At 42.7% G+C, this 11,699-nt stretch carries 12 protein-coding genes; 7 read left to right on the forward strand and 5 right to left on the reverse strand.

Annotation, left to right across the window (positions count from 1 at the left end; all coding sequences use genetic code 11):
* Nucleotides 1–146 precede the first annotated feature (146 nt).
* The 5 genes from EXA13_RS02090 to EXA13_RS02110 all read right to left on the reverse strand — a co-directional run bounded on the left by EXA13_RS02090 (nucleotide 147) and on the right by EXA13_RS02110 (nucleotide 5,349).
* Nucleotides 147–584 (reverse strand): DUF3069 domain-containing protein, encoded by a 438-nt coding sequence (locus EXA13_RS02090; RefSeq protein WP_078924689.1) that lies wholly within the window; start codon nucleotides 582–584, stop codon nucleotides 147–149.
* 236 nt (nucleotides 585–820) lie between these two features.
* On the reverse strand, nucleotides 821–2,389 hold the full coding sequence (gene ahpF, locus EXA13_RS02095; RefSeq protein ID WP_238131644.1) for an alkyl hydroperoxide reductase subunit F: 1,569 nt from the start codon (nucleotides 2,387–2,389) through the stop codon (nucleotides 821–823).
* Nucleotides 2,390–2,583: 194 nt separating this feature from the next.
* Nucleotides 2,584–3,141: an alkyl hydroperoxide reductase subunit C gene (ahpC, locus tag EXA13_RS02100; protein WP_078924691.1), complete on the reverse strand. Its 558-nt coding sequence runs from the start codon at nucleotides 3,139–3,141 to the stop codon at nucleotides 2,584–2,586.
* A gap of 212 nt (nucleotides 3,142–3,353) precedes the next feature.
* Nucleotides 3,354–5,057 carry an FAD-dependent oxidoreductase gene (locus EXA13_RS02105; RefSeq protein ID WP_238131645.1) on the reverse strand — a complete coding sequence of 568 codons (1,704 nt, stop codon included), beginning with the start codon at nucleotides 5,055–5,057 and terminating at the stop codon, nucleotides 3,354–3,356.
* A 100-nt stretch (nucleotides 5,058–5,157) separates the two neighbouring features.
* Nucleotides 5,158–5,349 carry a YgaP family membrane protein gene (locus EXA13_RS02110; RefSeq protein ID WP_238131646.1) on the reverse strand — a complete coding sequence of 64 codons (192 nt, stop codon included), beginning with the start codon at nucleotides 5,347–5,349 and terminating at the stop codon, nucleotides 5,158–5,160.
* Nucleotides 5,350–5,505: 156 nt separating this feature from the next.
* On the opposite strand from EXA13_RS02110, the gene EXA13_RS02115 reads away from it, so the two are divergent.
* From EXA13_RS02115 to EXA13_RS02145, 7 genes are all read left to right on the forward strand, one after another.
* Complete coding sequence (locus tag EXA13_RS02115) at nucleotides 5,506–5,826, forward strand: ArsR/SmtB family transcription factor (protein ID WP_238131647.1); 321 nt, start codon at nucleotides 5,506–5,508, stop codon at nucleotides 5,824–5,826.
* Nucleotides 5,827–5,836: 10 nt separating this feature from the next.
* Nucleotides 5,837–6,256 (forward strand): YeeE/YedE family protein, encoded by a 420-nt coding sequence (locus EXA13_RS02120; protein WP_238131648.1) that lies wholly within the window; start codon nucleotides 5,837–5,839, stop codon nucleotides 6,254–6,256.
* Nucleotides 6,257–6,280: 24 nt separating this feature from the next.
* Nucleotides 6,281–6,715: a YeeE/YedE family protein gene (locus EXA13_RS02125; protein WP_238131649.1), complete on the forward strand. Its 435-nt coding sequence runs from the start codon at nucleotides 6,281–6,283 to the stop codon at nucleotides 6,713–6,715.
* 435 nt (nucleotides 6,716–7,150) lie between these two features.
* Nucleotides 7,151–9,271, forward strand: coding sequence for an anaerobic ribonucleoside-triphosphate reductase (gene nrdD / locus EXA13_RS02130; RefSeq protein WP_238131650.1), 2,121 nt, complete (start codon nucleotides 7,151–7,153; stop codon nucleotides 9,269–9,271).
* A gap of 4 nt (nucleotides 9,272–9,275) precedes the next feature.
* Entirely contained in the window at nucleotides 9,276–9,743 is a 468-nt protein-coding gene (gene nrdG / locus EXA13_RS02135; RefSeq protein ID WP_238131651.1) for an anaerobic ribonucleoside-triphosphate reductase-activating protein, read from the forward strand.
* Between the two features lie 75 nt (nucleotides 9,744–9,818).
* The gene (locus EXA13_RS02140) at nucleotides 9,819–11,000 is read left to right on the forward strand and encodes an amino acid aminotransferase (RefSeq protein WP_238131652.1); all 1,182 of its coding nucleotides are present in this window, start codon (nucleotides 9,819–9,821) and stop codon (nucleotides 10,998–11,000) included.
* 23 nt (nucleotides 11,001–11,023) lie between these two features.
* Nucleotides 11,024–11,656 (forward strand): ATP-dependent zinc protease family protein, encoded by a 633-nt coding sequence (locus EXA13_RS02145; protein ID WP_238131653.1) that lies wholly within the window; start codon nucleotides 11,024–11,026, stop codon nucleotides 11,654–11,656.
* Nucleotides 11,657–11,699 lie beyond the last annotated feature (43 nt).

Below are 11,699 nucleotides of genomic sequence, written 5' to 3' on the forward strand. Positions count from 1 at the left end.
TTATGGAAGAGATTACGCTAAAGGATGAATAAGTGAAGGAGATGACAGAAAGAGGTTGGCTGGTAAGTATTGGGAGAGCGAGGAGCGGCCATAAAAAAAGCCCGCGTATCAGCGAGCTTTTTTATCACGGTTTGGTTGGCAATTATTTATTTTTGAAACACTTCTTTAAAGTCACGTTTCAAAATAGGATCGCGGCGAGCCTTTTTAATTTGCTTAACCATATCTTTGACACAGTTGTGTAAAACTTGATCAAGCAACTGAGCGCGATATTCTTCCTTATCTTGCTCTGTCATTTCTTTAGGTAAGTTTAGTTTTGGAAACTCTTCCATTACATCAATACCGGCAAAGGCCTGACTCACAGAAATAAGCGCATGGAACTGTTCGAAATTATCAAGAATATTTTGTGCGCTGGCTGGAAGGCTATTCCACGCCTCTCGAACGACTTCTTCTGATACTTCATGGATAGAAGTCACCATGCTGTACATCTGCTCTGGCACTTGGTCAAATTCGATGACTTGGCGGAGTTCAGGCGAAATAGTATCTAAAGTAATGGTAGGTGCTTCAGTTTGAGTCGTTTCTGACATGAAAAATTTCTCATCAAGGGAAAACGCCATGCTAAAAAGTTACGCTCAAAAGTCAATACAGTGTGTGGAATAAAGAGAAGAAAGTGTGAAAAGAATCGGGATTGAATATAAAACTGGTACGGAAAAGAAAAAGCCGCTCATAAAGTGAACGGCTTAAGATAAAGCAAAATGGGTAGGCTCCTAGAAAAGGCGAAGAAGATTTACCCGTTATTTTGCTTCCTATCCGATTGGGCGAATTAACCTTGCTGACGAATAAGGTAATCAAAAGCGCCAAGGCTGGCTTTAGCCCCTTCACCCATCGCTATGATAATTTGTTTATAAGGAACCGTTGTCGCATCACCAGCAGCAAAAACACCCGGCATACTGGTTTCACCACGGCTGCCAATTTCAATTTCACCACGAGCAGAAAGCTCTACCGCTGAATCTTTTAGCCACTCGGTATTTGGGACTAAGCCAATTTGGACAAAGATTCCAGAGAGTTCGATCTCTTTGATCTCATCGGTATTACGGTCTTTATATTTCAGTCCAGTAACCCGTTTCCCATCGCCAATCACTTCTGTGGTTTGTGCCATGGTAATAATGTCGATATTCGGTGTTGAGTTGGCTTTATTGATCAGCACTTGGTCTGCTCGCAGCGTATCAGCAAATTCCAACACAGTGACGTGTTCTACAATACCAGCAAGGTCAATTGCCGCTTCAATCCCTGAGTTACCACCACCGATCACCGCGGTCTTTTTACCTTTAAATAAAGGACCATCACAATGAGGACAGTAGGCAACCCCTTTATTACGGTATTCTTGCTCACCCGGTACGTTCATTTCACGCCAACGAGCCCCCGGGCTTAAAATGACACTTTTACTTTTTAGCTGAGCTCCGCTTTCTAGACTGACGTGAATAGTACCGTCGTTAGTAAAATCAGCGCCCATCAGCTTATCTGCTTGCTGCTCCGTAATAATATCCACACCGTACTCTTTGAGGTGTTCTCCTAAATCCGCAGCCAATTTTGGCCCTTCGGTATGTTTAACCGAGATAAAGTTCTCAATCGACATGGTATCCATCACCTGACCGCCAAGGCGTTGGGCGACGATTCCCGTGCGAATGCCTTTACGAGCCGCGTAGATAGCCGCTGCTGCCCCCGCAGGACCACCACCGACAACCAGTACATCATAAGGAGCCTTCTCATTTAAGCTTGCTGCGGCTTTTTTAGCTGCACCATCATCCAATTTATTGAGAATTTCAGTGAGACTCATTCTGCCTTGACCAAATAATTCACCATTAATAAAGATGCTTGGTACTGCCATGATGTCGCGCTGTTTTACTTCATCTTGGAATAGGGCACCGTCAATCATGGTGGCACGAATATTAGGGTTGATCGCAGCCATCATGTTGAATGCTTGCACAACATCAGGACAGTTTTGACAAGAGAGAGAAATAAAGATTTCCACATCCAGCTTTTTATCCAATTGCGCGATTTGTTCGATAACCACAGGTTCCAATTTCATTGGATGTCCACCTGAGTGGAGCAGAGCCAAAACTAAAGAGGTAAATTCGTGCCCCATAGGCACGCCAGCAAAGCGTAATTGGGTATTTTTTGTTGGGTTACTCACCGTCATCACGGGTTTACGTGCACTGGCTTGATCATCTTGGATCACGGATACCAAATCACTGAGGTCAGCAATTTCATTCGCTAGTGAAAGAATGTCTTGTGAAGCTTTGCTTTCATCTAGACTAACCACTAAACGGACTTCTTCTTTCAGATTACTGAGATATTGTTTTAATTGTTGCTTGATCGCTTGGTCTAGCATTGTTATCTAATCCTGTCGAATAATGTGATAAAGAGAATGGCTACTCTGGATAAATGCAAAATACCCTTTGGTCGCTGCTAAGTTTTTATCGATGTTGACTTTATGATAGAGATTGAGCGAAAAGGGAGAGCAAACTGGGCATTTAGGTCGTCAGAGTAAAACACCCAGCTTGCTCTTAATCAGTTAGGTAAAGGTTAGATTTTACCGACTAGGTCGAGAGAAGGAGCAAGAGTCGCTTCACCTTCTTTCCATTTCGCTGGGCACACTTCACCTGGGTGTGCAGCAACGTATTGTGCCGCTTTAATTTTACGTAGCAGATCTTCTGCATCACGACCGATACCTTCAGCAGTGATTTCCATCGCTTGGATTACACCTTCTGGGTCGATAACAAAGGTTGCACGGTCTGCAAGGCCTTGACCTTCACGCATCACGCCAAAGTTGTTAGTGATGTTACCGGTTTGGTCGCCAACCATGTAGTAGTTGATTTTACCAATGGTATCAGAGCTGTCATGCCATGCTTTGTGTGTGAAATGTGTGTCTGTTGAAACAGAGAACACTTCTACGCCACGTTTTTGTAGTTCTTCATAATGGTCAGCAAGGTCACCAAGCTCAGTTGGACAAACAAACGTGAAATCTGCTGGGTAGAAGAAGAACACGGCCCATTTACCGAGAACATCTTGTTCTGTGATCTCTACGAATTCACCGTTTTTGTATGCTGTTGCGCTAAATGGTTTGATTTGAGTGTTAATCATTCTTTACTTTCCTTTCAGTTTTTTGATTTCGCAATGTCTTGCGTTCGGAAAGTATATTCACATTTCAGGTTGTTAAAATAAAATTGCTTATACCTATATTATCGATAGGCAAAAACTATATTTATCACTAGGAAGAGGAACCGAGGCTGATAGAGCCCAGACAGAAAAAGCCAGCACGGGTTAGGTGCTGGCTATTGAAGAAAGGAAGGACGTTAAGCAGTGGCAAATAGGTAAGTACGGTATCCCCCAATTAAGTTCCGAGCCTTAAAGCCATGATGCACTAATTGTCGATAGGCTACGTTACCGCGTAACCCAACTTGGCAATAAATGATGATTTCTTTATCTTTAGGCAGTTCATTGAGTCGTTGGCGAAGTTGGTCAACAGGGATATTGATATCACCAATGAAGTGTTGGTTGCCTTCTCGTTCGTTGGGATTACGCACATCCAATATGATCTGATTTTCATCTAAGTGGTCGATTTCATCAAAGTGAATCGCTTTGGCGTCACCTTTTATAAGATTATTGGCAACAAATGCGGCTTGGTTAATCACATCTTTTGCACTGCCGTAGGGGGGGGCGTAAGTCAACTCTAAATGTTGTAGCTGCTCTACTGTCATTCCTGCGCGTTGAGCTACCGCCATTACGTCGATACGTTTATCGATACCATCTTTACCAACTGCTTGCGCGCCGAAAATTTTACCCGTTTGGGGATCGAACAATAGTTTGAACGAAACCACTTCTGCGCCAGGGTAGTAGCTCGCATGGCTTGCGGTGTGTACGTAGACTTTTTCGTACTCTATGCCTTCACGTTTAAGTTGCTTCTCATTCTTACCGGTTGAAGCTACGGCTAGATCAAAGATCTTACAAATGGCTGTTCCTTGAGTGCCTTGGTAAGTTTCCTTGCGGCCAAGCATGTTGTCTGCAGCCATACGACCTTGACGGTTGGCAGGACCTGCTAGAGGCACTAACGTCTGTTTTCCAGTCACAAAGTCTTTTTCTTCAATGGCATCACCGACGGCATAAATATCAGGATCACTTGTTTGCATTGATTCATTGGTCCAGATACCGCCTAGCTCACCGATTTGTAACCCGGCTTCTTTCGCCAGTTTTGTTTCTGGGCGTACACCTATTGCCATGATCAACAATTCTGTGGACAAGGCGTCGCCATTACTTAGTGTTAATTCTAACTGGCCACAAAGATGTTGTTGATTTGCAGCTTCGCCAGCATCCACATTGGCAATTGAGGTTGTTGGAGTAAATTCGATTAACTGCAGCGCTACACCTAAACGTAGATCGATGCCTTTTGCACGAATTTCAGCATGGGCAAAACCGGCCATTTCACGATCGATTGGGGTCATGACTTGATCGGCCATTTCAATGAGCGTGGTTTTTATCCCCAATTGGTGAAACGCTTCCATCATTTCTAACCCAATAAACCCACCACCCACAACGGTGGCATGGCTAGGTTGGTTCATCTGGATCGCTTTCATGATGTTATCCATATCCGGGATATTACGAAGCGAATAAGTCAGCGGATTATCTAAACCGGGAATAGGGGGAATAACGGGCCCAGCACCGGGGCTAAGGAGAAGAAAATCATAGCTTTCTTCATATTCGCTTTGATCGATAAGGTTGCGAATAGTCACGGTTTTTGCATCACGATTAATCCGTAGGACTTCATTCATGACTCGGACATCCACGTTGAAACGAGCCAAAAAGCTTTCTGGCGTTTGTAGCAGTAAGTTACTGCGTTCTTTTATTTCGCCTCCAATATGATAAGGCAATCCACAGTTAGCGAAAGAAACGAAAGGACCACGTTCCAACATGATGATTTGAGCATCTTCGCTTAAACGACGAGCCCGGGCCGCGGCTGAGGCGCCACCTGCAACGCCACCGACAATGATGATTTTTGTCATAACAACTCCAAAAGTGATATGCCTTACACAGTAGGGCAAATGATAAATCCTGTTATACCCACTTCTATTGTAAGTAGGGCAACGACAATAGGCCCAAGTCTTACTTAGCGAGAATGCCTAGCTTTTTTAGGACAAACACGCCAGGGCAAGTACCTGTAAATGCGCTCTGTAGTAAGTTGGCACCAATAAATATTGTCAACCATACAAAATGAGGGTGAACAAAAATGGTTAATAAGACTGAGAGAAGTATCGTACTGCCTGCGATCACTCTGATACCATTTTCGATAGTCATGGTTTTAGCCTCCGTTGCAAAATTAGTGTTACTATAAAACCTTAATTTAGCTATGTCTAATTTTTGTTTTGCTAAATTTGTTTATGCTAAATAAGGTTTGACTAATTTATCGATTATTACGTATCATCTCGATAAACCGTAAGCAGAGGGGCGGATATGGATGAGGTAAATATTGAGCAGATGCATGATCGTGCCATTGAAGTGTCTGAGTTGTTGAGAATTATGGCTCATCCCGAACGATTAATGGTGTTGTGTCAATTGACTCAGGGAGAAGTGGGGGTTGCTCAGTTGCAAAAATGCTCTTCACTGAGTCAATCGGCATTCTCACAACATTTAACCGTGTTGAGAAAGCAAGGGTTAATCCAAGCCCGTAAATCATCACAACAGGTTTTTTATTCATTAGCCGATAGCCGTGTTAAGCAGTTGATCTACCACCTACACAGGGTGTTTTGTTCTGAATTTAGCGTGAATCAATAACGAGGTAATTATGACATTTTCCATTCCTTGGGAATCGCTGTTTGGCGGTATGCTATTAGGTGTTTCAGCAACGTTAATGTTGCTGCTTAACGGAAAGGTAGCGGGAATTAGTGGTATTTTAGCGGGAATTTTATCTCCCAAACCGCGAGATTTTGTTTGGCGTTTACTGTTTGCTTTAGGCATGGTTTCTGGTGGTGTCTTAGGCGTGCGGGCTTTCGAGAGTGATATTCCTTTGCAGTTTGAATCTAACCAGATTTTGTTGGTTTTGGCTGGGTTATTGGTCGGCTTGGGAACCCGCTTAGGCAACGGTTGTACGAGTGGTCACGGTATTTGTGGTATTGGGCGATTATCCATTCGCTCTATTGTTGCGACTGGGGTTTTTATGCTGGTGGCTGGTATCACCGTTTATTTTCGTCTTCATCTTCTTTAATTGAATAAGAGTAAGGATAACTTCATGAATAAAATACTCTTTCAACTTACCGCTTTATTTTCTGGGCTACTGTTTGGAATCGGTATGGTTATCTCTGGTATGGCGAACCCAACAAAAGTCATTGGTTTTTTAGATATTACTGGTGTTTGGGATCCCAGTTTGATTTTTGTGATGGGGGGAGCCTTGCTGGTGTTTATGCCAGGTTATTTTCTATTGATTAAACCTCGGCAACAACCGTTAAATGCAACAGAGTTTTGTTTAGCTAAAAATCGAGTGATTGATACCAAGTTACTGATAGGCGCTACCTTATTTGGTATTGGTTGGGGGATCGCTGGTATTTGTCCTGGGCCGGCTGTATCTAGCTTAGCCCTTGGTAACCCGGATGTTTGGGTATTCTTTATTTCTATGATGGTTGGATTAGGGGTGATGAATATTTGGCTTAAAGTAAAAAATAATTAAATAGAATTCAGTGATCCTCCTTTTCTGTTTGCCCCTGTTTCATTCGATACATGGGGCTTTTTTATGTTAGGTTGTGCATAACTTTAGGGATAGCAAAACGACTGAATGAGAGTGGCAATGACAGTGATCATTTGGGGCGTTTTCTGCTTTTTTTCACCGTCATCTTTCCTAGCCCTTAGCCGATCAGGGTTACAAAAAAATCAAGCATATTATCGATAAAAATTATCTTTTCATTCGTTCTCAGCAGATTGAGATCTTATTCAATAAGATTGATTCCTTCTTACCCATTGTCGGTTTTTAATTGATCTAAATCAATACGGTTCGCTAGGTCTTTGCGTTAAATACAGCACAACATATAGTGTTCATTGGCTAGTATAAAGCCCTATATAGTGTATTTGTGGATAATTCTGTGAATATGCTGGGTAAGGAGAAATGGTGAAACCAATAGTAATCAAACGTGATGGCTCAAAAGCCCCGTTTAGCAGAGATCGCATTCAATCCGCCGTAGAAAGCGCCGCCGAACAGGTGACCAATGAAATTGCTATTTACGCACTGAATGTGGCTTTAGCGGTTGAGTTGAAGCTGAAAGAGTATGAACAAGTTCATATTGCTGAGATCCAAACTCTGGTAGAGAACGAGCTAATGCAAGGTCCGTATAAAGCATTAGCTCGTTCATACATTGAATATCGCCATGATCGTGACATTGCCCGAGAAAAGCAGAGCACGTTGACCAAAGAGATCGAAGGGTTGATCCAAGAAAGTAATGCGGATCTTCTCAATGAGAATGCCAATAAAGATGGCAAAGTGATCCCAACTCAGCGTGATTTGTTGGCGGGCATTGTTGCTAAACACTATGCGAAAACGCGTATTCTTCCACGTGATATTGTGCAAGCTCATGAAGAAGGCGATATCCACTATCATGATCTGGATTACGCGCCATTTTTCCCGATGTTTAACTGTATGTTGATTGATCTAAAAGGCATGTTGACTCATGGATTTAAAATGGGTAACGCCGAGATTGATACGCCTAAATCTATCTCTACAGCAACGGCCGTTACTGCCCAAATCATTGCGCAAGTGGCCAGCCATATTTATGGTGGGACAACCATTAACCGTATTGATGAAGTTCTTTCTCCTTATGTTACTTCTAGCTATAACAAACACTTAGCTATTGCTCAAGAATGGGCGATTGCCGATCCTCAGGCATTTGCTATGGCCCGTACTGAAAAAGAGTGCTATGACGCTTTTCAATCTTTAGAGTACGAGGTCAATACCTTGCATACAGCTAATGGGCAAACCCCCTTTGTCACGTTTGGGTTTGGGTTAGGTACTAATTGGGAATCTCGTTTAATTCAGCAATCAATCTTAAAAAATCGAATTGCAGGGCTTGGTAAAAATCGTAAAACAGCCGTTTTCCCTAAGCTCGTGTTTGCTATTAAAGATGGGTTAAACCATAAAGCTGGTGAGCCGAACTACGATATTAAACAATTGGCTTTAGAATGCGCATCTAAGCGTATGTACCCTGATATTCTCAACTATGACAAAGTAGTAGAAGTGACAGGGTCATTTAAAACTCCGATGGGGTGTCGCAGTTTCTTAAACCCATATGAAGAAAAGGGTGAGTTAGTCCATGAAGGTCGTAATAACCTTGGCGTAGTGAGCTTAAACTTGCCGCGCATAGCATTGAAAGCAAAAGGGGATCTCGATACTTTCTACCGTCTACTAGACGAGAAATTGAAGTTAGCTCGTCGAGCATTGGAAACTCGGATTAGCCGTTTAGAAAATGTGAAAGCGCGTGTCGCCCCTATCTTATATATGGAAGGCGCATGTGGTGTTCGTTTAAAAGCTGACGATTCGGTTGCACAAATTTTCAAACATGGTCGAGCTTCTATTTCGCTTGGTTACATTGGTGTACATGAAACTGTGAATGCTTTATTTGGCCAAGAGCAGCATGTTTATGATAACGCTGAACTTCGTGAGCATGCATTGAATATCATTGGTAAACTTCGCTCCGCAGTGGATCAATGGAAGGAAGAAACCGGTTATGCTTTTAGCTTGTATGGAACTCCCAGTGAAAACCTCTGCAGTCGTTTCTGTCGTATTGATACTAAAGAGTTTGGGATTATCAATGGTGTCACTGATAAAGGGTATTATACCAATAGCTTCCATTTAGATGTTGAAAAGAAAGTTAACCCTTACGATAAGATTGATTTTGAGATGCCATATCCACCTCTCTCTAGTGGTGGTTTTATCTGCTATGGTGAATTCCCGAATATGCAGCGCAATGTTGAAGCATTGGAAAATGTTTGGGATTACAGCTATACCCGTGTGCCATATTACGGAACGAATACACCGATTGATGAATGCTATGAATGTGGATTTACCGGTGAGTTTGACTGCACCAGTAAAGGGTTTGTGTGCCCTAAATGTGGTAATCACGATTCTTCAAAAGTTTCGGTAACTCGCCGTGTCTGTGGTTATTTAGGCAGCCCGGATGCCCGTCCGTTTAACTTTGGGAAACAAGAAGAAGTTAAACGTCGAGTGAAACATCTGTAGCCTTATGAATTATCATCAATACTACCCGATTGATGTGGTGAATGGGCCGGGAACACGCTGTACTTTGTTTGTTTCCGGCTGCCTTCATCAATGTCGAGGTTGTTATAACAAAAGCACATGGTCATTAGATTCTGGGCATCCTTTTACCAAAGAGATGGAAGATCAAATTATTGCCGATCTCAATGATACGCGTATACCTAAAAGAGGTTTATCTCTTTCCGGTGGCGACCCGTTGCATCCAAAAAATGTGTCGGCAATCTTACAGTTGGTTCAGCGAGTGAAACAGGAATGTGTCGGTAAAGATATTTGGTTATGGACCGGTTATTGTTTAGACGATCTCGATGAGCAGCAAAGTCAACTCATTGATTATATTGATGTCTTGGTGGATGGTAAGTTTGAACAGTCACTGGCGGATCCCAGTTTAGATTGGCGAGGGAGCAGTAATCAGATCATTCATCGCTTCAAATTGTAAAAATCACTTTCGATTTTTTCTTATCTAGTGTTTACTTGAAAGTCATTACTTGAATTTCAAAGGGTTGTGACTTTCATGCTTTCTCATTTACCAACACCTGCGTTAGATCCTATTCTTTCCCTTTCCGTTGCGTTTCGCCAAGATCCTCGTCTAGAAAAAGTCGATCTTGGTATTGGCGTATATAAAAATAGCCAAGGTGAAACCCCAATAATGCAAGCCGTGCAGCAAGCACAAAAATTGGTTGTCGAAACACAAACCACCAAATCGTATGTCGGATTAGCCGGTTGTGAAGAGTTTAACCAGAGTATTGCTAAGCTGGTGTTGGGTGAAACACCTGTATTTGATCGGCTCACCTCAATTCAAACACCGGGAGCCAGCGGTGCTTTACGTATGCTTGGCGACTTAATGCGGGTAGCTCAGCCGGACACCACCGTTTGGTTAACCAACCCTAGTTATATTAACCATAAACCCGTGATGGAAGCAGCAGGGTTAAAGGTTAAATACTATGCTTATTTTAGCCCACAGAGCAAAATGGTTGATGTTGAACGCATGCTGGATGATTTATCTCAGGCGGGGCCAAAAGATGTGGTGTTACTGCATGGTTGTTGCCATAACCCTACCGGGGCTGATATTGATTTCTCCGCTTGGCAGGCCATTACTGAATTAGCACTAAAGCAAGGTTTTACTCCATTTGTCGATCTGGCTTATCAGGGATTTGGTGGTGGATTAGAAGAGGATGCAAAAGGTTTACGCCATATGGCTGCGCAAGTTGAGGAAATGCTGATCACGGCCTCATGTTCTAAAAACTTTGGTTTGTACCGAGAAAGGACCGGAGCTGCGATTGTATTAGGAAAAAATGCACAAGAGGTCGCTAATACTCGAGGTAAAATGCTGACCTTAGCGCGCTCTACTTATACCATGCCGCCGGATCATGGCGCAGCATTGGTAAAAACCGTGTTACAGAGTGAAGCATTAACTTCGATTTGGAAACAAGAACTAAACGAAATGCAACATCGTTTGTTAAGCCTTCGTCAAACCTTATGTAATGAGTTGAGAAATCAACATAATACGGCACAATTCGACTTTATCGAAAGCCACAAAGGGATGTTTACTGTGCTGGGATTTAGTGCTGAGCAGATGCATCGTTTACGAGAAGAGTTTGCTATTTATGGAGTTGTGGATGGCCGTATTAATATTGCAGGCTTAACAGAAAAAGACATTCCTTATGTGGCAGAAGCGATAGTCAAAGTATCTTAACTGCAGTTTGATTAGGTGAATGAATGAAATCACAATGGAAAATCCTTATCCCGTTTATGCTTTCTGGAGGTTTAAGTGCTTGTGCTCTTATGCCATCTACGCAGCAAGAGCCAAGTTCTATGGAACAAACACCAAAAGAAGAGAGTGCTCAGGTTAAGGATAAAAAACCGAATTCAGCGCCTCAATCTACGGAGCAAGCCGTCGTGGTTTTGGCCTCAACCAAAACCTCAGATGGTAAATTAATTCTTGGCGAGAAAGAGTGGGTGTATGTTCCTGCGCTAGAGGAAAATTTCCGAGCCAGAGTTGATACCGGTGCAACAACATCGTCCATCAGTGCTGTTGATATTGTACCGTTTGAACGAGATGGTAAAGATTGGGTTCAATTTCGCATTGAGCATGATGGTATTAAAAGTGGAGAAATTAACCTTCCGGTTGAGCGCTGGGTGAATATTCGCCAGTCAGCCAGTGAAGGAGAGCATCGACGTCCTGTTGTGGTCGCATGGATTCAGATTGGAGAGCTGAAAGAAAAAACAGAATTCACGCTGGCTAATCGAACCCACTTAACCTTTCCTCTATTATTAGGAAGAAGCTTTTTTAAGGATGTGGCAATTGTTGATGTAAGTCGGCAATACGTTCAAGAAAAACAGCAGAATTAATCTAGAATTATTTCGGCTCAATCCCCCTTTATAAAGGGGGATT

Origin of the sequence: Vibrio cincinnatiensis (genome assembly GCF_022113815.1) — a bacterium.
Classification (GTDB): Bacteria; Pseudomonadota; Gammaproteobacteria; order Enterobacterales; family Vibrionaceae; genus Vibrio; species Vibrio cincinnatiensis_A.